This window comes from Croceibacter sp. (genome assembly GCF_002716225.1).
Taxonomy (GTDB): Bacteria; Bacteroidota; Bacteroidia; order Flavobacteriales; family Flavobacteriaceae; genus Croceibacter; species Croceibacter atlanticus.
Window position 1 is genome coordinate 56,411 of the sequence record NZ_PAZX01000010.1, and the last position, 21,091, is coordinate 77,501.

General features: G+C 30.7%; 17 protein-coding genes. 11 read left to right on the plus strand and 6 right to left on the minus strand.

The window, feature by feature from the left end; translation table 11 throughout:
* The first annotated feature begins 413 nt into the window (after window positions 1–413).
* A complete protein-coding gene (locus CL818_RS13580; RefSeq protein WP_502692226.1) occupies window positions 414–929 on the plus strand; it encodes a DUF350 domain-containing protein in 516 nt (171 codons plus the stop codon).
* A gap of 184 nt (window positions 930–1,113) precedes the next feature.
* The gene (locus CL818_RS07485) at window positions 1,114–1,473 is read left to right on the plus strand and encodes a YHS domain-containing (seleno)protein (protein ID WP_502692232.1); all 360 of its coding nucleotides are present in this window, start codon (window positions 1,114–1,116) and stop codon (window positions 1,471–1,473) included.
* Between the two features lie 80 nt (window positions 1,474–1,553).
* Here CL818_RS07485 and CL818_RS07490 read toward each other — a convergent pair whose 3' ends face one another.
* The 6 genes from CL818_RS07490 to CL818_RS07515 form a co-directional block, all read right to left on the minus strand.
* Window positions 1,554–2,036: a GyrI-like domain-containing protein gene (locus CL818_RS07490; RefSeq protein ID WP_286972549.1), complete on the minus strand. Its 483-nt coding sequence runs from the start codon at window positions 2,034–2,036 to the stop codon at window positions 1,554–1,556.
* A 4-nt stretch (window positions 2,037–2,040) separates the two neighbouring features.
* Window positions 2,041–2,616 carry a pentapeptide repeat-containing protein gene (locus CL818_RS07495; RefSeq protein WP_286972551.1) on the minus strand — a complete coding sequence of 192 codons (576 nt, stop codon included), beginning with the start codon at window positions 2,614–2,616 and terminating at the stop codon, window positions 2,041–2,043.
* A 26-nt stretch (window positions 2,617–2,642) separates the two neighbouring features.
* Window positions 2,643–3,614: a YitT family protein gene (locus CL818_RS07500; RefSeq protein WP_286972553.1), complete on the minus strand. Its 972-nt coding sequence runs from the start codon at window positions 3,612–3,614 to the stop codon at window positions 2,643–2,645.
* A 62-nt stretch (window positions 3,615–3,676) separates the two neighbouring features.
* Entirely contained in the window at window positions 3,677–4,123 is a 447-nt protein-coding gene (locus CL818_RS07505; protein WP_272973054.1) for a hypothetical protein, read from the minus strand.
* 100 nt (window positions 4,124–4,223) lie between these two features.
* Window positions 4,224–4,664 (minus strand): GNAT family N-acetyltransferase, encoded by a 441-nt coding sequence (locus tag CL818_RS07510; RefSeq protein ID WP_272973053.1) that lies wholly within the window; start codon window positions 4,662–4,664, stop codon window positions 4,224–4,226.
* Window positions 4,665–4,698: 34 nt separating this feature from the next.
* Complete coding sequence (locus CL818_RS07515) at window positions 4,699–5,739, minus strand: serine hydrolase domain-containing protein (protein ID WP_272973052.1); 1,041 nt, start codon at window positions 5,737–5,739, stop codon at window positions 4,699–4,701.
* Between the two features lie 310 nt (window positions 5,740–6,049).
* Here CL818_RS07515 and CL818_RS07520 point away from each other — a divergent pair, with 310 nt between their 5' ends.
* The 9 genes from CL818_RS07520 to CL818_RS07560 all read left to right on the plus strand — a co-directional run bounded on the left by CL818_RS07520 (window position 6,050) and on the right by CL818_RS07560 (window position 20,884).
* Window positions 6,050–7,267: a site-specific integrase gene (locus CL818_RS07520; protein WP_272973051.1), complete on the plus strand. Its 1,218-nt coding sequence runs from the start codon at window positions 6,050–6,052 to the stop codon at window positions 7,265–7,267.
* Window positions 7,268–7,270: 3 nt separating this feature from the next.
* Window positions 7,271–8,659: a hypothetical protein gene (locus tag CL818_RS07525; RefSeq protein ID WP_272973050.1), complete on the plus strand. Its 1,389-nt coding sequence runs from the start codon at window positions 7,271–7,273 to the stop codon at window positions 8,657–8,659.
* 184 nt (window positions 8,660–8,843) lie between these two features.
* Window positions 8,844–9,137, plus strand: a complete 294-nt coding sequence (locus tag CL818_RS07530; RefSeq protein WP_286972557.1) for a helix-turn-helix domain-containing protein — start codon at window positions 8,844–8,846, stop codon at window positions 9,135–9,137.
* Window positions 9,138–9,155: 18 nt separating this feature from the next.
* The gene (locus CL818_RS07535) at window positions 9,156–11,426 is read left to right on the plus strand and encodes a DUF3987 domain-containing protein (protein ID WP_272973048.1); all 2,271 of its coding nucleotides are present in this window, start codon (window positions 9,156–9,158) and stop codon (window positions 11,424–11,426) included.
* Window positions 11,427–11,542: 116 nt separating this feature from the next.
* A complete protein-coding gene (locus CL818_RS07540) occupies window positions 11,543–13,468 on the plus strand; it encodes a DNA methyltransferase (RefSeq protein WP_272973047.1) in 1,926 nt (641 codons plus the stop codon).
* A 5-nt stretch (window positions 13,469–13,473) separates the two neighbouring features.
* Window positions 13,474–14,328, plus strand: coding sequence for a DNA damage-inducible protein D (gene dinD / locus CL818_RS07545; RefSeq protein ID WP_272973046.1), 855 nt, complete (start codon window positions 13,474–13,476; stop codon window positions 14,326–14,328).
* Window position 14,329: 1 nt separating this feature from the next.
* Window positions 14,330–16,942 carry a DEAD/DEAH box helicase family protein gene (locus tag CL818_RS07550; protein ID WP_272973045.1) on the plus strand — a complete coding sequence of 871 codons (2,613 nt, stop codon included), beginning with the start codon at window positions 14,330–14,332 and terminating at the stop codon, window positions 16,940–16,942.
* A 15-nt stretch (window positions 16,943–16,957) separates the two neighbouring features.
* On the plus strand, window positions 16,958–19,750 hold the full coding sequence (locus CL818_RS07555; RefSeq protein ID WP_272973044.1) for a TrlF family AAA-like ATPase: 2,793 nt from the start codon (window positions 16,958–16,960) through the stop codon (window positions 19,748–19,750).
* An 837-nt stretch (window positions 19,751–20,587) separates the two neighbouring features.
* Window positions 20,588–20,884, plus strand: a complete 297-nt coding sequence (locus CL818_RS07560) for a helix-turn-helix domain-containing protein (RefSeq protein ID WP_219360362.1) — start codon at window positions 20,588–20,590, stop codon at window positions 20,882–20,884.
* The last annotated feature ends 207 nt before the right edge of the window (window positions 20,885–21,091 follow it).

The following is a 21,091-nucleotide window of genomic DNA, read 5'->3' on the forward strand; positions in this document are numbered from 1 at the left end:
ATATGCCATATGCTCTAGTACTTGAAGGCGCCTGTTTAGCTCCAGAATTTTATGAGGAAGATTTTGCTGAGTTGTTACGAGAATGCCCATCGTGTTGCATTGGAAACAAAAGATTTGGGTTACAAAACCCTGTTTCCTATCTGGCTAACTTAAANGGAGATTGTGATACTCGTACTGTCTTAATTTACACAATACTTTCTCACTTTGGGTATGATATAGCCATCCTGAATAGCGACTATTATATGCACTCTATACTAGGTATAAATTTACCAACCAGCGGACAGTATAAAACCTATCGTGGTAAAAAATACTATGTGTGGGAAACCACTTCTCAAAACTTTACAATGGGNACACTGCCTCAAAATTTTAAAGATCTTAATAAATGGTACATTGTACTTACTAACAACTAACTTATGAACTCACATCTTCTTGGTCTTGCTATTTTAGAAATTGTTATTGCAGTTATTATTTCTGTAATTATAATTTATGCCTCTTACTCTATATTAAAACGTTTGTTTTTTANGGGTACAGATTTAAAGCAAAACAANATGGCATTTATTGTGTTTACNAGTGGNATCATCTTATCTGTTGGTATTATCTTGAGTGAAATTATACCAAGCATCACCAATGTTATAAGGCTTTCTATGAGNACCAATCAAAGTATAACCATAACAGATATACTTCTCTATTCTGGCTTATATCTTATTATTGGGTTTGTATTTGCAGTAATNATTAATTTCTCTGTGTTTGTACTCTTNTCAACATTAACAAAGGGAATTAATGAATTTAAAGATATACAGCAGAACAATATTGGCACTAGTATCTTGGTAGTTGCCATACTCATTGCNATCACCTTAATCTTAAAAGATAGTATNTCCCTACTAATTAGTGCTCTTATACCCTATCCAGAAACCACCAACTTTCTTTAAGTTTTGTTAAACTTACTGTTAATAAGCACTTTAAATGTTAGGTAGATGGTTAGTAGTGGACTAAACGCACTAATAACCTAACTATACTATTATGAAAAAGATTGCATTATTAGCATTTACCACATTATTACTTGTGGCGTGTGCATCGCAGAATATTGGACCAAATGTAAATGGCAATGGCTATATGGCAGATGGTTATGATGTTACAGAATATTTTAACGACAATGCTACAGAAGGCTTTGATCGTTACTCNACAACATATAATGGCGCCAAATATAAATTTGTAAACCAAAATAATTTGGACAAGTTTAAAGCTAATCCTGAGAAGTACGAGCCGCAATATAACGGGTATTGTGCTTATGCAGTAGGTGCACAAAACAAGAAAATTAGCATAAACCCAGAATCTTATGAAATTAGAGATGGTAAACTATACTTGTTTTATGACAATATTTTTGCCGACACTAAAAAGAAATGGGACGAAGAAGGTCCAGAACAATTACAGAGCAAAGCAGATGAGAATTGGAAGACCTTAAAAAATAATTAACGTACTCGTGGTTCATAAGCCATTTGAGTGATTGGTTAGTAGTACACCGTTAAACACTAGTTTAGCGGTGTTTTGTTTTTTTACTCTTTTAACTGAATGGGTATCCATAATTCTTCTTGAGAGCTAGGATCATTTGGGTTGTAGGTACTATCCATCTTCGCAAAATGTGGTCTATTAGATAGTTTATATTTTGAAGCAGGAAGCCATTTTGAATATATAAATTGGTAGGCTTTATAAACGTCGCTAGCTAATCCTGTATAGGTGAAAACNGCATAATCTCCTTGCACCATTAGCATATCCATAGTTTCAGGGATACTATGAGATGNGTGGACTGCAACTGCNGCCCATTTTTGAAATTCTGCTTCTGGATTATAACTCTTAAAATAGTCTACTGAAGGATANACCTCAACCGAATATAAAATAGCATCACTCCTATTTAATATGGNTTTATGTTTCGGCATAAACCTTTGCCAAAGCTGTTGTGTGGTGTTTGCTGCAATACTCATTGTATTGTGCATACCAACTAACACTGTAGGTTTTAAAGTTTCAATTCTTGGTGTCATTGTATTAATCTTCAACTGTTATTTGGTACGCTTCTAACAATCCTAAAACTTCTGGATAATTAAATTTTGCCTTAGTAATTCGGTTCTTTTCTGGGTTTATAGTGTAGTTTGTGGCGCCTTTAAAATTGGCGTGTTCTAANTTGGTNCCATCAAACACTGCTAATTGAAAATTACAANNTGTAANGGTTANTCCTTTTAAAGAAGCTTCAGAGAAGTCTGCTTGCTGAAAATTACAGCCTTCAAAAGAACTTGAATTTAAATTTACCTTGTAAAATGAAGCGTGATTTAATTGGCAATCTTTTACGGTTATTGAAAACCCAAACGTATCNGCTTTATCAAATTGTAATCCTAACATCTTACATTCAAAGAATGCTACATCTTGAAATCCGGTTTCATAAATATTAGCAGAGCTTAAGTTACAGGCTTCAAATTCACAATCAATAAACTTAACCTGAGAAAGGTTAACATTNGCAAAATTGCAATTCTTAAACGTGCAAGACTCGTAATCTCCCACAGCAAATGNTTCAACAGTAAAATCTTTTTGAGATAGTTCTTGGTCTGCTATAAATTGATGCTCCATAGTATTTGACTTAAGATAGATTACGGCTAATGTTTTAACGGTCGTTTTTTAATCATACCACCTTTAATATCCTTAATACTATTCATTACNATAAAAGCACTTGGCTCAATTCNNTCTATTTCAGAATTTAGATTATTAAGCTCCAACCTTGTNATTACCGTATAAATAATATCGTGATCNTTACTTAAACCATCTTGTATAAAACCACCTTTACCCTTGTANATNGTAACACCTCTACCCAGTTTTTCAATAATCATTTTTTTTATGCGGTCGCTTTGNGAGGCAATAATGGTAACACCTATATANTCTTCTATNCCTTCAATAATAAAGTCTAAGGTTTTAGAAGCAGCAATGTAGGTGATCATAGAGTACAANGCAATTTCAATAGAAAGAAAATAAGCAGCTACAGAGAAAATTAAAACGTTAATTATGATTATAACATCACCAATGGTTACTGCAAACTTTCTGCTTAAGTAAATGGCTAAAACTTCGGTNCCATCTATCACCGCGCCACCACGTATNGCAAGACCNATTCCTGCACCTAAGAAAAAACCACCAAAGACAGCTACAAGCAAATCNTCATTAGTGACATTAGGAAATGGTACTACCGCCACACATATTGCTAATCCTGCAATGGCAAAGGCTGTTTTTATGGCAAAGCTTTTTCCCATAATCTTATAGCCTAAGATTACAAAAGGCAGGTTTACTAAAATAATAAGTGCGTAAAGTGGCACGACTGTTAGTGCAGCNAATAGTAGTGAGATACCAGTGGCNCCACCATCTATAAAATCATTAGTAAGTAAAAATCCTTTAAAGCCAAATGATGCTGAAAAAATACCAGCAACAATTAAAATGAAGTTTTTAAAAAAGCGTTTGCTTAGTCTTATAAATTCTCGGTAGCGTTTGGCAATTTCATAATCTGAATAATAATCGCCGTGATCTTCATCTTTAAATGTGCGCGTAGCTTTAATTATGACCTTTATAAAAAACGAATGCATGAATAGGTTAGTTTAAGGCTAAAGATAAGGTGTTTAAAAACGATGGCTACAGAAAAGCAAACTTATCGCTTTTCTGCATATTTAAATTTTTCAAACTTTTCAGGAAATGCATTGGTAACCGTTAATTTGTTTGATGTCACGGTAGGTTTAATTTCAATCACCTTTGTCTCTGCATCTATAACAACATCATGAAGACTGCTCATTTTTACCATATCTATATGTACTGCCTTAAAGAGACGTTTGCCATCTTTTAAGTTTATAATTACATATTCACTAGGGCGAATTTGACCTAAAGGCTTTTCATCTATCCAAATATTAAGTCGTGCAGTATTGTCTATCTTATGTAAGAAATTTGCACCATTATATACCATAATGGTTCCGTTTCCTAGACTGTCTAATGAAACCTCTTCTAGGTTTGTTTTCACAAAGTTAAACTGAGATGGTATTGGTTTAAGTGCACAAGATGATAATGCTACACAAGCAAGTATAAGTAAGATGGCTTTTTTCATAGGTAGTAATTAATAGTATGCGATATATAAATGGTCTTTCAAATATATCTAATCTATTGTTTTAGATAGAAATTGACTTCCGTTTTTATTCTGAAATATTTTAAATTGTTTTTCGTAGTCCAATACGGCTGCTACCATCAGAATACCACTGTTCTAATTCTGCAAATTGTGAATACTCGTGCCTGTTATAAAATCTAACCGAAGCTGCTCCAGATGTCCATAACCAAATTTTAGTAACACCAATTGCTTTGCAGTGTGCTTCAAGTTCTTTTAAGAGTGATGCGCCTATGCCTAAATTTCGAAATTCTTTCTCTACAAACAAATCTGTTAAGTGAAACCAACCTGAAAATACGTCGCCATTTTTATGTGCTAATCCTATAGCACAGCCAATAAGATTATCTTCCTGTATTGCTACAAAATGTATGGGTTCTGTTTCCTCTAACGCTACATGTTCTTCTCGCATTAGAGTATCAAACCCTAAATTTACTTGATTGCTTTCCTTAGGTGTTAATGCTCTATTTACAATTGTTATAGCTTTCATAAGGTGCTAAGGGTTTTAAAACAACATATAGGTTTTAATATTTTGACTTCAGAATTTTTAAAATTCGACTATACATAATCTCAGATAAGTTCCAATTGTAGCCATTAAAATTTACGGTGTTAGTAAACTGAATAACAACCGTATTAATATCTTGGTGGTATTCTGCTATGGTTTGGTATCCTGGTATAAGGCCAGTATGATTAAATTTATAAAGGGATGTGTATATCTCTTGTTCCTTAGCATCAGAAAATGCAGAGCCATCGTTTAACGCTCTTATAAACTTGCCTAAATCTTGTGCAGTAGCAAGCATAGACCCAATATAATCTGTCTTAAGATCTTCCTCATAACCTACATAATAGCCACTCATAACGTCTTCGATATTCACATCATTTAAAGAAGTGTACGTATTGTTTAAATGCAACGGATTTAAAATTTCTTGTTGTATATATTGTAAATGGCTATATCCTAAAACACGATCCATTACACGACCAAGCAACAAGTAATTGGTATTACTATACTCATAATCCTGATCTGGCTCAAAATTGGCTGGCTTATTTAAGACAAGCTCGAGGATCTTCTGTTCACTACTTGGTGGATTTGCCCAAAAATTAGGCACATCTGTATAGTTGGGAATGCCGCTTCTGTGGGTAACCATCATTTTTAGGGTTATGTCTTTAGCATTATCTATACTTCCATCTAATTCTGGCAGGTAATGGGATAGCGTTTTATGTATTGAAAGTTTACCGCTACGCTCTAATTTGGCTATGGAAAGTGCTACATAAAGTTTACTTACACTTGCTATTTTAAATAAGGCTTTTGGATCTGCTGGTGTTTTTAATGCTCTATTCTTATATCCTGAAGTGTAAAATTCTGGTTCCTTATCTTGACCCTTATCTACATATACTACAATACCATCATACCCATAATCTTTAGCGTTGTTTACTTGTTCCTGTATAGTATTTGGTAAAGGTGTTATCCAAGCTGTAACTATTGGCCACGGCACAAAATACAATGAGATAGCTGTTCCCACAAACAGTAGCATTCTAATAATTTGTTTTGGGGTTGGTGATTTCATGAGGTTGGTACTAGGGCTTTAAGTTACTGTGTTAAATTAGCGTTTATTTTCAGTTTAAAACTGACGCTATCAATTCCGCGTGGATTCGGGCGTACTCGCATCCGCCGAAATTGCGGTTATACATTGTTATATAGTATTATCACTCATTTTTACTAAATTGCTTTTAAACCCTTTATTTACAAGGTTTTTGTGTTTTTAATCAATGCAAATTAATGCAATAAAATGCTACTAAAAGTTAGGTTTGTTGTACCTAATGTTGTACCTTCGTATTGCGTTGCACTCATTTGCACTGCCTATTAATCAGGGTTTTATGTCTTCAATTAAAGTAGTATTAAGAAAAAACAAGATAAATAAAGCTGGACTTGCACCTCTTTATTTACGAGTAATCAAAAACAGAAAAACAAAATTCATTTCATTAAGCGTAAAATTACAGCCAAATGAATGGGATGAAGATAAGCAAAAAGTAAAGAAGAATCACAAAACTTCAACAAGGTTAAACGCATACATATCAAGAAAGATAGCAGATGCAGAAGGCGAGATTGCTGACCTTGAAAGAAGAAATCAATCTACATCAGCAAGAAGAATAAAAGAAGCCATTAAGGGTAAACCCTTAATTAACTTTTTTGAGTTTGCTTATGATAGATGCGAAAAGCTAAAAGATACTGTTACGCTATCTACTTACAGAAGCTATAAAAATAACATAGAAAAATTTGAAAGGTTTATAGGGCATCGTGAAATAATGTTTGATGATATTACAGCTACAACCTTAAAAGATTATGCATCACATTGCAGTTCTAAATTAGGCAACAATAACACGACTATAAATTATGCGTTTAGAATCCTAAATTTAATGTTTAGAGAAGCCAAGAAAGAAGATTTAATATCCAATGAGCTTGTACCCTTTACCAAGTTTAAAGTAAAGAAAAACAAGACTACAAAGCGTTATTTAAACGAAGAACAGTTTGAAGCTTTTATGAATTTAGAAGTACCACAAGAACACAAAGCACAGGTTATCAAAGATATGTTTATCTTTTCTGTTTTTTCTGGAGGGTTACGTTTTGGTGATGTTATCGAATTACAATGGAAGCATTACGATAGCAAAAATCACAGAATTACAAAGACGATAAGAAAAACGAAAAGACAACACAGTATTAGGATAGGTCAAAAAGCGGTTGATATTTTAGAGAAGTACAGAACCCAAGACCAAAAGCAAAACGATATAATTTTTCCATTTGCAAAAGTTGACGAGTTATATTTTAAAGATAGAGAACACAGAAGTTTAATAACCAATAGAGCAATTTCATTGAGTAATATGTATTTGAGCAGAATGGGAGAAGAATTAGAACTACCTTTTAATTTATCCTTTCATATTAGCCGACATACATTTGCTACAAGGGCATTAAACAATGGAATGCGTATAGAACACGTTTCTAAACTTATGGACCATTCAGATATTGGCATTACTCAAGTGTATGCCAAAATTATTAGTAGTGAGTTGGATAATGCAGTAGATAAATACATCAATTAAAGTATGAAAGTTAAAGAACTGATAGATTCTATTTTAAAAAATGAAATGTCATTTTTTGAAATTGTTCAATACATAGAAACAAATTCAACAGACAGCTCAAGAGATCTACTGTTAAATGAAATTTATTCAGCTTTTAAAATGAAATCTTTGGATTTTATGTTTGAAGTAAAAGACGAGGACATAAAAGATGCTATTAATCAATTTGACCATAATTTGGAATACTTGTATTTAAGTGATGAGGATAAACTTAAAGTCCAACATTTCATTAAAGAGATAGACAATAAGTTAACTATTTTCAATGTAGGTGGATTTTCTAAAGTAGCAGACCCAAAAAAGACTAAAGTTATCTACTTAAATAATTTAATGATTGAGTATCACGATGGCTTTTTTCAGCACGAAATAAAAGGCTTTGAAAATTTAAATCATTTTAAATCAATATGTGAATCTTTGAAAAAGCATTTTGAAAAACCGATAGTTAAAATTGAGCCTCAAACAATTCAAATGAATTACGCCAACTACCAAAACGACGAGCCTACAGATGTTTTTATTGTTGAAGAATTAGAAAAACGTTTAGCAATAGAAGCAGTAGAATACAAACGTAAACTTGATGATGAATGGGAAAAATACACTTTTGATCCTATGTATTTTGATAACTTTATTTCTGGCGACTTATACAATGAGTTTTTAAAATCCTTATATGAAAGAATCAAGCCATTAAACGACTTTGAAGTTAATAAATACCTTACGTTATCAGTAAATCAATTTAAAACCCATACACCAGAAAAAAGAACAGAAGCATTTAAGAGGTTGTATTACGAAACTTATTGGTTTCCGAATTATATGGAATACAAAGAAGAATCCTATATGTCAAAATACGCAATGCACGTATGGAAACACTATAAATCACACTTTAATAAATACAAAGAAGCTACAGAAAACACATTACAAGACTTTAAAAATGGCTTAATTGGAAGCAGTAAAAAAGAAATAATTGAGAAACCAAAATCGGTATCAAAATCAAAATACAATTCATTTACTTATATAAACAATCTTACTGGGCAAACACAATTAACCGACCTAATGAATGCTTTAAAACGTAAAAAACTTATTGATAATTCAACCGACTTAAAGGATTTTAGAAAAGTATTTAGCGGTGAAGCAATTGAAAAGCCTATTGTTTGGTCTGGTAAGATTAGCGAACTTTCATATTTTATTAAGCAATTGCATAATGAATTAAAACTTGTTAAAGATTTAAAGCAACAACAATGGGCAGTAACTATAAACTGTTTTATTCAAGAAAACGGAGAGCAATATAACCGCACAAAATTGAGAACTCAAAAAGTTCCTACTACTTCAAAAAACATCGATTCAGCATTAAATACACTAAAATAACACTCTACACTTAAAGCGCAGTATTAAAATTTTTTATTCAAAAACTACAAGTTAATCTCTTATAGTTTAACTGTTTTTACTGACACTCTACACTCTACACCTTACTCTAAACCCTTACTGGTAAAGTGTTTTTAGACTCTATTTCTGCCAAAATTTGTTTCCATAATCATAAAATTTTATTCAAATGGAAGCAATTATTTTAAGCACCCAACAGTACAAAGATTTAGTTAATCGTTTAGAAGATTTAAACAAACAGTTAGAGGAAAAACAAAAGAAACCTCAAGACACTTTTTTAGACAATCAAGAATTTCTTCAGCTAATGAATATTAGCAAAAGAACAGCGCAAACTTGGCGTGACGAAGGCGTTATTTCATTTTCACAAATAGGTTCTAAAATCTATTATCGTATGAGTGATGTGCAAAAGTTATTAGACAATAACTATCGTAAAGCATTCACAACAAAAAGAAATAAGTACTAATCCTTAAATCTTAAAGTTATGCAAGTAGCCGTATCAGTCTTTAACGACTTCATTTATAAGGTTGAGGATAAGCCTTTAGAAAAAATCCTAAACGATATTAAAATAGGTACTTATAAAGCTAAAATAAGAGATATAAGAAACCTAATGTCTGATGATAAAGTAAAGGAAGCAGACCATTTAAAAAAGCAATTACAAGCGTTTACAGTATCAGGTACTTTTAGTAATGGCAGAAGTATAGACAAAATTGATACTTACAGTCAATATCTAATTTTGGATATTGATAAACTTTCAGAATTACAATTGAAAGAGATTAAACAAGTCACACGTTTAGCACCTTACACTTATGCATCATTTATTAGTCCTAGAGGTAAAGGCTTAAAAATTATTGTAAAAGTTAGCTCTACTAAAGAGCATCACAAAGAAGCCTACAAACAAGTTGTAGCCTATTATGAACAAGCCTTAAATAAAGACATAGATACCTCTGGAAGTGATATTTGTCGATTATGTTTTATGTCTTATGATGAAGATTGTTTTATCAATCCAAATGCAGATGTTTTTGAAGTCAATATAAAACTAGAACAAGAAAAACCAATTCCCATAAAAAACAATAATTCAATAAGTAATGACATAGAAGCCTATATATCCGAAATAGAGAAAACAGCAACAGATATTACAGGTAATTATGAAACTTGGCGAAATTTAGGTTTTGCAATTTCAGAAGAATATGGAGAAGCTGGAAGAGATTACTATCACAGAATAAGCAGATTTTATATAAACTACAACTATCAAGAATGCGATAAACAATACACCAACTGTCTAAAAGCAAAAGGCACAGGTATAAGTATTTCTACGTTTTACTATATGGCACATCAAAATAATATAAAGCCATACAAAGAAGCTATTGAAGAAGAAATATTAATACGAAAAGAAGAAACCAATTCAGAAGATTATTCAGATAGTCCAACATTCTCAACTTCCTTAATTCCTCAACTTCCGCAATTCCTTCAACAAGTAATTAAGCATACAAAAACAGACCAGGAAAAGGATATAATGATATTAGGTGCTATAACAGCTATCAGTGCTTGTTTGCCTAAAATATACGGTATCTATGATGGTGATAAAGTATATTCTAATTTGTACTTGTTTGTAACAGCGGCAGCAGCTTCGGGAAAAGGTAAGTTAAAATTTTGTAAAAGATTGGTTTATAAAATTCACAAAACAATGCGTGAGGAAGCTAAACTAATGGAATCGGAATATGATGCAGAATTAGCACAATACAACAAGAATAAGGCAAAAGATGAAAACTTAAAGAAACCTCAAAAACCACCTATTAGAATGTTGTTTATTCCTGCAAATAACAGTTCAACAGGTATGTTTCAATTATTGTATGATAGTAAAGGTAGAGGACTAATTTTTGAAACAGAAGCAGATACATTAGCTAAAAACTTTAAAACAGATTATGGCGATTATTCCGATGGTTTTAGAAATGCCTTTCATCACGAAACCATAAAATATTTTCGTAGAACAGATAGAGAATATGTAGAGATTGAAGAGCCTTGTTTGTCTTGTGCTTTAACAGGTACACCAAAACAAGTTTTGGCGTTAATGCCAAATGCTGAAAATGGTTTGTTTAGTCGCTTTATGTTTTATCAAATGCCAACAAGTACGACTTGGAAAAACGTTTTTGCAATTAATACTAAAAAAGGGTTAAATGAGTATTATGATCAATTAGGTAATGAATTTTATGAGTTATACAGACAGCTAATCACCAATACTGAAATTCAGTTTTCATATACAGAAGAACAGCAAGAATTATTTAATCAATTTTTTTCAAAAATTAATTTATACTATCTAAATGTAAATCCTTTAGAATATAATTCTTCAATTAAAAGAATGGGTATTATTGCGTTTAGAATTAGTATGATTTTAACTGTTTTAAGAATATTGGAAACAGGCGATGTTTCAAATCCTTTGTACTGTTCTGATGAAGATTTTCAATCTACATTAACTATCGTAAAAGCCTTAATAAAACACAGTAGTAAAGTGTATTCTAGTTTACCGGTTGATAAAACTGCTATAAACTACAAGAACAAAAAAGAACAATTTATTGATAGTTTACCATTACGTTTTTCTACACAAGATTATATTAGCTATGCATCTAAATTAGATATTACGCAAAAAACAGCAGAGCGTTACATTACAAATCTTTGCAAAACCAACTTCTTATTAAGAGAGTCACAGGGCAATTACTACAACCCTTCAAAAGAAGTAAGTGAGGAAAACGAGTGAACTGCGGAGGTTTAGTATTATTTCCCTCACTTTCCTCATTTCCCTTGCGGTTTATCTTTAAAAGATTTATATTTTTAACATTTTAAAATAATAGAGAGTTAACATCATCATATATAATGCAAAACTTACAACAAGACTTAATAGAGCTACTTAAAAACGAAGACAATTTAGTAGTAGACAATCAATTAAATAAAAACAAGATTATAGAAGCAGCTTTAAAAGTAGAGCCATTTCTTATAAGTCTATTAATTAAAAACGATACATTTAAAAAACACTTTTTCCAAGAAGTGGAAAATGTATTAGTATTCGATAAAATTAAGTTTCAAAGGTTTGTAAATAATAAGTCTTTTTTACCTGATAGTTACACAGCATTTAAAAACAAAATAGGTTTAGCTATTAATGATGATACTACAGATAATTTCATAAAAGCCAAAAACGATGTTGTATTAGTATGGCCTCATAAAGATTGTGTATTAGAAGGAGGGCAAACCAAAGAAGATCAAAAAAGAAATGAGATTTTTTGGAACGAAACTCTTGCGCCAGATAATGTTGATAGATTATTAGATGCTAAAGCATTTACCAATTTCAAAAAATACGATAAAGATGGTGAGTATAAAGTAACAGAGTTTACAGGAGATGAAAACCTTATCTTAAAAGGAAACAACTTACTAGTCCTTTCTTCATTGCTAAAAACACATAGAGGTAAAATAAAATTAATTTATATAGACCCACCCTATAATACAGGTTCTGATAGTTTTGGTTATAATGATTCATTTAACCACTCTACTTGGCTAACTTTTATGAAAAACCGTTTGGTTATAGCTAAAGAATTATTACGTAATGATGGAGTTATTTTTGTCCATTGTGATAATAATGAACAAGCATATTTAAAAGTTTTAATGGATGAAATATTCTTGGAAAATAATTTTGTTGATACTATCACTGTTGTAAATAATCCAAGAGGTAGGGATTATGGTGGTATTGCTAATATGCACGAATTTATTCATATCTATGGTAGGTCTTCAAGTTATGAAATGTATAAAACAGTTGATAAGGATAAGAAATTTCCATTTAAAGATGAAATAGGTAGTTTTGAAACAAGAGAGTTGAGAAATAGAAATACAGCTTTTCACGATGGTAATAGACCAAATTTATGTTATCCATTTTACGTTAACCCTAAATCTAAACTTGACAATAATTTTTTAGAGTTGTCTATTGAACCAAAGGAAGGCTTTATTGAAGTTATGCCAGCTAAATCTCAAGGTATCCAAACAGTTTGGCGTTGGGGTAAGCCTAAAGCTGTTGAAAATTTAAATATTAATGTGGTTGGTAAAGCTATGCAAGAAGATGGTCGATTTATGATAGTTGAAAAATATCGTGATAACTCAAGGCTTGCACGTTCTGTATGGTGGGATAAAGATGTTAATTCTGAAAAAGGCACTGTTCATTTGAGAGAATTATTTAATGGTAAGGTTTTTAATTTTCCTAAACCAGAAACTCTGCTAACACGTATTATTGAAATTACAACTAAAGAAAATGATATTGTTTTAGATTATCATTTAGGTAGTGGTACTACAGCTTCAACAGCTCATAAAATGAAAAGAAAATACATTGGTATAGAGCAAATGAGTTATATAAATACAGTTACTACTAAAAGACTACAAAAAGTAATTGAAGGAGAACAAGGTGGTATTTCTAAAGATGTTAATTGGCAAGGTGGTGGTTCGTTTGTGTATGCGGAACTTATGCAGTACAATCAATATTTTATAGGTAAAATACAAGAAGCTAAAACTAAAGAAGATATTTTAAAGGTTTGGGAAGAAATGCAAGACAAAGCGTTTATTTCTTATCAATTCGATAAAGATATGTTCAATAAGCGTTTAGAGGCTTTTAAAACAGCTTCGTTAGAGACTATGCAACAGTATTTAATAGAGATATTAGATAAAAACCAATTGTATGTAAACTTTAGCGAGATTGAAGATGCAAGTTTCAATATTAGTGATGAAGATAAAGCGTTAAACTATTCATTTTATAAAAAATAATAGCTATGAAGAAAGAAATTATACAATCCCTATCTAATACGTTTGAAGACCATTCTCAAACAACAGAAAATGGTATTGAGTTTTGGTTTGCAAGAGATATACAACATTTATTAGGTTACACAAAATGGGATAATTTTAAAAAAGTAATTGTAAAAGCTAAAATTTCTTGTGAAGCTTCAGGTAACGATATTTTAGACCATTTTGCTGACGTCGGGAAAATGGTAAAACTTGGTTCAGGTAGCGAAAGAGAGATAGACGATATAATGCTTACAAGATATGCTTGTTATCTTGTAGCTCAAAATGGCGACCCTAGAAAAGAGCAAATTGCATTTGCTCAAAACTATTTTGCTATTCAGACACGTAAGTTTGAAGAAATTGAAAAACGCATAAAAGACTGGGAGCGTTTACAAGCAAGGCAAAAATTAACACTTTCAGAAAAAGAACTTTCAGAGTTAATTTATGAACAAACAGGTAACGATAAAAATTTTGGTTTAATTAGAAGCAAAGGTGATAGAGCACTTTTTGGGAAAACCACTCAACAAATGAAGGCAAAATTAGGTGTGCCTAAAGGAAGAGCGCTTGCAGATTTTTTACCTACAATCACCATAAAAGCAAAAGACTTTGCTACAGAAATAACTGTATTTAATACTAAAGAAAAAGGACTTTCAACAGAAAGACAGATATCTACAGAACATATAATAAATAATAGAGGGGTTAGAGATATTCTTTTAAAAAGAGGTATAAAACCAGAAGAATTACCACCAGAAGAAGACATAAAAAAACTAGAGCGTAGGGTAAAGTCAGAAGAAAAGAAAATAGGTAAAAATCCAAAATCATTAAAAAACAAGGATAAAGAATAATATGAGCCTATTTAATCAAGATACTATTCAACGTTTAGACAAGCGTATTGCAACTAAAATTGATGATGGTGATTTAATTGTAGAATTATCGCCAATTATTAAAAATAATTTAAAATTTGCACCACGTCATTATCAAGAAGAAGCGTTTACACACTTTAACTATTACATAAATAACCCACGTTTAAGAGCAAAACCAACACAAGTGTTGTTTCATATGGCAACAGGTTCTGGTAAAACGTTGGTTATGGCAGGTACAATGTTAGAGTTGTACAAAAGGGGATATCGTAACTTTATTTTCTTTGTAAACACAGATACTATCATCCGTAAAACAAAAGAAAACTTCTTAAATCCAAACAGCACTAAATATCTATTTAAAGAGCAAATCAATATAGATGGTGTAAATGTAAATATTACAGAAGTAGAAAGTTTTGAAAGTACCAATACAGATGATATTAACATATTGTTTTCTACCATTCAAGGCTTACATACTAAATTAAATGCACCAAGAGAAAACAGTATAACCTTTGATGATTTTTTAAATAAAGAAGTTGTTTTAATAAGTGATGAAGCACACCATATTAACACGCTTACCAAAAAGAAATTAAGCAAAGGAGAAAAAGAAAACTTTAATAGTTGGGAATATACTGTTGAGCGTATTTTAAGAAGCAATGTAAACAATATTATGATGGAGTTTACAGCTACTTTAGACCTCAATCATCCTAATATAGCATCTAAATACGCAGATAAATTATTATACGATTATTCATTAGCAAAGTTTAGAGAAGATGGCTACTCAAAAGAAGTACAAACCAACCAAGTAGATTATCAACCTATACAACGTGCAATTGTTGCAGTTCTAATAAGTCAGTTTAAAAAGAAAATATTTGCATCTAAAGGTATTTTAGCAAAACCAGTAGTAATGTTTAAATCTAAAACAACTACAGAAAGTGCTGAAATGGAAAAAGCGTTTATTGATGAAATAAGAAACTTAACCGTCACGAAATTAGAGAATCTTATAAAATTAGATAATGCCATTTTAGATAAAGCAATAGCTTACTTTAAAGAATTAAACATATCATCACAAGGTTTAATTGATGAAATAAAAGAAGACTTCACAGAAGATAAAATTGTTTCTGTAAACTCTAAAAATGATAGTGATGAAAAGCAAATAACCATTAATACATTAGAAGATAATAATAATGAGATTAGAGCAGTATTTGCAGTAGATAAATTAAATGAGGGTTGGGATGTTTTAAACTTGTATGATATTGTTAGATTATATGATACGCGTGATGCTACAGGAAATAAACCAGGTAAAACAACTGTAGCAGAAGCACAATTAATTGGTAGAGGTGCAAGATATTATCCGTTTCAATTAGAAGAAAATCAAGAATTAGATAAACGTAAATATGATAATGATTTAGAAAACATAATGCGTTTTTGCGAGACTCTACATTATCATTGCTCACACAACCCAAGATATATTACAGAATTAAACAATGCACTTCGTCAAATAGGAATGTTTCCTGAAGAAAAAGTAGAAGTAGATTTAATTCTTAAAGATGAATTTAAAGAAACAGCATTATATAAAAGCGGTTTTATATTTTTAAATAAAAAGGTTAAGAATAACCCTAAAACATTATTAGAATATCAAGAGCCAACTATTGTAAAAAAGCACACCTACGCATTAAAAACAAATAGGTCAGCACAAACGGTAATATTAGATAATAACAGAGTAAAGCAAAATACAGTACAAGCCAATTATGCAAATAAACATTTGTTTTCTGTATGGGATAAAACTATTATTCAAAAAGGTTTAAATAAAATACCATTTTACCACTTCAATAACATCAAAAAGTTTTTTCCAAGTGTAAAATCTATGAACGATTTTATTACTAATGAAAAGTATTTTGGTGGTATAGTAGTAGAAGTAACAGGATTGCAAAAAGACACAAACAACCTATCTGCTAATCAAAAATTAGAAATTGTTATAAGTGTAGCTTCCAAAATAGCAAATGAAATATCTACAAAGTTTGGTGATTATAGAGGTACAAAATCATTCTATAGAGAGCCATTAAGAAAGTATTTCAAGGATAAGAAATTAGCTTTTTCTGTTAATCAAAATGCAACAGCAGAAACAGGTAAACCAACAATGCGTAATGATATTCCTCAAGAATATTTTGTAGACTTAAACAAAGCAGATTGGTATGCTTACAATGAAAATTATGGTTCATCAGAGGAGAAGTTTTTAGTAAAGTATTTCCACGATAATATTGAAGATTTAAAAGAGCGTTTTAAAAACATCTATTTATTAAGAAACGAACGATTCTTTAAGTTATACAGGTTTAGTGATGCAAAAGCAACAGAACCAGACTTTGTATTATATATGACAGATAAAAATTCAGATGATGAGGTTATTTATCAATTATTCATAGAGCCAAAAGGGGACCACTTATTATACAATGATGAATGGAAAGAACAATTCCTTCAAGAGATAGAAAAAGAAGCGGTTATAGAGCTATACGAAAGTCAACAATATAAATTGATTGGTATGCCATTCTACAACAAAGCTAATAGAGAGGATATTTTTATTGAGAAATTAAATAGTCTATAAGAATTAATAAAATCTATGAACAATTTTAAAGGAGCAAGGTGGTATAAATGTGATTTACATTTGCATACAACTGTAAGCAAATGTTTTGATGATAAAAATGTAACACCAGAGCAATGGGTTGCTAAAGCTATTGAGCAAGGTTTAGATTGTGTAGCTGTAACAGACCATAATTCGCCTTTAGGTATTAAAGCGATTCAAGAAGCAGCAAATGAGAAAAACTTAACAGTTTTCCCTGGTGTGGAAATAACTTGCGATACATCAAAAATTCATTTATTGGTATTATTCGACCCTTCAAAGGGTGAAGAGGAAGTAAAAAGTTTTTTAAGTAAATGCGATATTGAGCATAATGTATATGGTGAAGAAAATGCAACTACGACTAAATCTGTTTTTGAGGTTGCAGATATTGTTAAAGATAAATGTGATGCTTTAATAATTCCAGCTCATATAGACGAGTTTGCAGGTTTAAGTACTTTGAGTGCTCAAAATTTAGAAGATTTTTATAAGCGAAGTGATATTAATGCAGTTCAAGTAGTACATAAAACCTTTAATGATAATGAATTTACAAAAAATACCATTAAAACAGTTGTTCCATATTTGAATGACTATTATAGTAATCCAACACCTAAAATTGATGATGCTAAAGGTTATGATTGGTATAGAACTGTTGAGTATGCTAAAAATAAAGAGTTAGCAATTCTAACATTTTCAGACAATCCTCACGCACCCAAAAATTCTAAACACGGTTTATATGGTATAGGTACAAGATTTACTTATATCAAGATGGATGAAAAGCCTACATTAGAAGGACTACGTCAGGCATTTCTATTGCCTTTTCATAGGGTTGTTAATGATTTTAATGATACTGATAACATTATTAAAAAACCAGATTTTTGGATTAAGTCAATTACGATTACTGATACTTCTTTAACAGGTAAAGAACCTTTTAAAGTTGAATTTAATCCACAACTAAATACAATTATTGGAGGTCGGGGTAGTGGTAAATCCAGTATTTTAAGATTTATAAGAGGTGTTTTTAATCGTACAAAAAATCTCGAAAGCTTTACTGATTTAATAACAGAACATAATAGTTTTTATAAGACAAATGTTTTAAATGGTATAGAATCAATAGGAGTTTTTAATGATGCTTCAACCATTGTTATTGAATTTATCCGTAAACACTTTTTATATAAGGTAAAAGCTTCAAGTATTAATTCATCAATAAATCAATTTATAGAAATTCATAGATTGGATGGTAATGTTTGGACAGAAATTGAAGATAAAGAATTTTTAAACTTTTTAGAGTTTGAACAATATTCTCAAAAGCAAATATTTGAGATATCTAAAAACCCAAATGCTTTATTAGAAAGAATTGATATAAATGTTGGAGTAATAAATGATTTAAAGGATAAACGAGAAGTAACAAAAGAAAATTTCTTAAAGTCTTGCAGTACTATCAGGGCTTATCAAGTGAAATTAAAATCAAGACTTAAATTAAAAACCGATATAGAGGATTTAAAAAAGAAATTAAAAACTTTAGATAAGGCAGGTATTAAAGATTTAATGGCTGAAAAAAAAGTTTTTGAAGAAGAAGAAAAATTACTTGATAATTATAAAAAACAAATTGAGGTTTTAATATCTCAATTAGGAGATTTTAAATCAAATTTTAATATAGATAAGGTAAGTGTTGATGGTATCTCTGTTGCTTACAAAGATGAAATAGATAGTTTGTTATCCAATATAGATGATGAGGTAGTAAAACAATACAAAGCATTTGTAAACTTAATTGGTTCTTTAGAGAAGATAAAATCAAATTTAGAAACCAAAATATCATCTTCAAATTGGAAAAAATCTTATATCAAAGCAATTACTGATTATGATAAAAAGAAAACAGAGTTAGAGGCAGAAGGTGTTGTAGCAATAGATCAATATGAAATAATATCAAAGGAAATAGAAAGTAAATCTTTAGATTTAGCAGAGTTAAATGTTATTAATGAAAGTAAACGTTCTGAATTAGTACAAAGAGATAAGTATAAAGCTGAATTTATACAATTATGTAAGGATATAACTAATAAGCGTAAAGAGTTTATTCAACAAAACATATCAGATAAAAAGATAAAAGTTAAAATTAATCCATTTAGAAATCAAACCAATTTTGAATTACAAATAAGGCAAATAATTAATAAAGACACATCATTTGAAAGTGACTTTATAAAGTTAAAGGAATTATGCTTTCAGGGTAATGTAGAGCAAAATATAGAAAGAGTAAGAGAAGAATTTAGAAAAAATCATTTTGAAGATAAATCAACCATAGTTAAGGGTAAGTTTAAAAATGTTATTCACTCATTAAAATCAAGCGCTATGGATGAACTAGAATTGTTTATGCCAGAGGATGAGGTCGTGGTTCAATACAAACCTGAAAATTCAGATAAATTTAAACCTTTATCAACAGCATCAGCAGGTCAAAAAACGACAGCAATTTTAACGTTTTTACTTTCTTTTGGTTCAATTCCTTTATTGTTAGACCAACCAGAAGATGATTTAGATAATCGTTTAGTATATGATTTGATTGTAGATAGGTTAAAACTAGCAAAAGATAATAGACAAATAATTGTTGTAACTCATAACGCTAATATACCTGTAAATGGTGATGCAGAGTATATTATTTCAATGGATTCAGAAAGTCGATATACTTCCATTTTGCATTCTGGTACTGTTGAAAGAGATGAAATTAAAAGAGAAATTTGTGATGTTATGGAAGGTAGTGAAAAAGCCTTTAGAATGCGTTCCGAAAGGTATAAGGTAAGCTAATTCCCCACAAAATAAAACCCAGTTTTTTCGTACCTCAAAATCCTCTGTCTTTTATTTTGTTCCGCTCGCCAATGCGCTTGTAGTTTTTGGTTGCCTACCCTCACACAGCACATTACTTGTTTTATTTAAACTATTTTATTTTAATAAATAGGTACAAAAAAAAAGTAAAAAGCTGTTGCCAACGCTCACACCAAAAACTACCCAAAGCTATGTTTACATAATACAAGTTATAGTAGCAAACGGCACTTTTCAAAGGTTTGCTATCGCAGTAGTAATGCATTTTGTAGCTATAACTGGTATTATGTAAAATATCCACTCACCATCCGCACAAATCCGAACTTATAACGATATTTTGAACAAGTATTAAACGGTTGTAAATTTAAAAGGTTGAATAAGTTTAGTATTATATTCGTTATCTCATTCAAGCTGCACAAAACCATCGTTAAGCCTGTGCTGAGCGTAGCCGAAGTATTCAAGTTTTCCTTACCTCAAGTCTTTGTTTGTTTCATTTCGTTAACAAATATAAAAGTCCACTTTTCCCCACCACCCAAGTCAGCGGTTATAAAAAAATAGGTTTATAATGTATAGTACTACGCCATAGCACATTACTTTTTATCGCTCGCCTTGTCTCGAGCGCCAGTCGAGAGATCAAAAAAGCAATTAGCTATTGTCTAAAAGTCCTGTATAAGTAGCTTGTTTAAATGCTGTTTTATCAAACAACTATTTAAAACGCTACCCATACAAACGCTTCATCCCACGCTCAAATTGGATATAACCTATTTTTTTAAGAGTTTATGCCCCAAAAAGTGTTGTTCAATTAATTTAATACATTTCATTATGCTTACAAAAACAATCCAAATTACAGAAGTCACAGTTGATGAATTAGCCGATAAGGTAGCAGATAAATTATTACTTAAAATTGAAGATTACCTTAAAGAACTATCAAAATCTAAAAATGATGAATTACTAACAAGACAAGAAGTCGCCGAATATTTAAGAATCAGTTTGGTAACAATACATTCTTGGAATAAACACGGTATTTTAAACCCAATTCGTATGGGCAACAGAATCTTATATAAAAAACAAGATATTTTAGATGTTTTAGAAGAACAGTCAATAAATAAAAAAAGGTAGCAAATATATGTGGCTACCACAGCCAACGCGCAAGGCTATAAAGGTCAAGCCCTACGGGTTTTGAATAAAACTTTTTTCAAGATATTTTGTCTATTTCATTAAACATTTTAACTCAAAAAACTTTTATCCAAAAACCTTGACAGCCTCATCCACGCCACAAGAGCATTAGGCTTTCTTTTTTTATTGTTTTTCTTTTAAAAAATTAAT

Bases quoted from the DNA above. Each gene is read 5' to 3' on its own strand.
- CL818_RS07505 (WP_272973054.1), bottom strand. From the start codon at position 4,123: ATGAAAAAAGCCATCTTACTTATACTTGCTTGTGTAGCATTATCATCT.
- CL818_RS07510 (WP_272973053.1), bottom strand. From the start codon at position 4,664: ATGAAAGCTATAACAATTGTAAATAGAGCATTAACACCTAAGGAAAGC.
- CL818_RS07515 (WP_272973052.1), bottom strand. From the start codon at position 5,739: ATGAAATCACCAACCCCAAAACAAATTATTAGAATGCTACTGTTTGTG.
- CL818_RS07520 (WP_272973051.1), top strand. From the start codon at position 6,050: ATGTCTTCAATTAAAGTAGTATTAAGAAAAAACAAGATAAATAAAGCT.
- CL818_RS07525 (WP_272973050.1), top strand. From the start codon at position 7,271: ATGAAAGTTAAAGAACTGATAGATTCTATTTTAAAAAATGAAATGTCA.
- CL818_RS07530 (WP_286972557.1), top strand. From the start codon at position 8,844: ATGGAAGCAATTATTTTAAGCACCCAACAGTACAAAGATTTAGTTAAT.
- CL818_RS07535 (WP_272973048.1), top strand. From the start codon at position 9,156: ATGCAAGTAGCCGTATCAGTCTTTAACGACTTCATTTATAAGGTTGAG.
- CL818_RS07540 (WP_272973047.1), top strand. From the start codon at position 11,543: ATGCAAAACTTACAACAAGACTTAATAGAGCTACTTAAAAACGAAGAC.
- dinD (WP_272973046.1), top strand. From the start codon at position 13,474: ATGAAGAAAGAAATTATACAATCCCTATCTAATACGTTTGAAGACCAT.
- CL818_RS07550 (WP_272973045.1), top strand. From the start codon at position 14,330: ATGAGCCTATTTAATCAAGATACTATTCAACGTTTAGACAAGCGTATT.
- CL818_RS07555 (WP_272973044.1), top strand. From the start codon at position 16,958: ATGAACAATTTTAAAGGAGCAAGGTGGTATAAATGTGATTTACATTTG.
- CL818_RS07560 (WP_219360362.1), top strand. From the start codon at position 20,588: ATGCTTACAAAAACAATCCAAATTACAGAAGTCACAGTTGATGAATTA.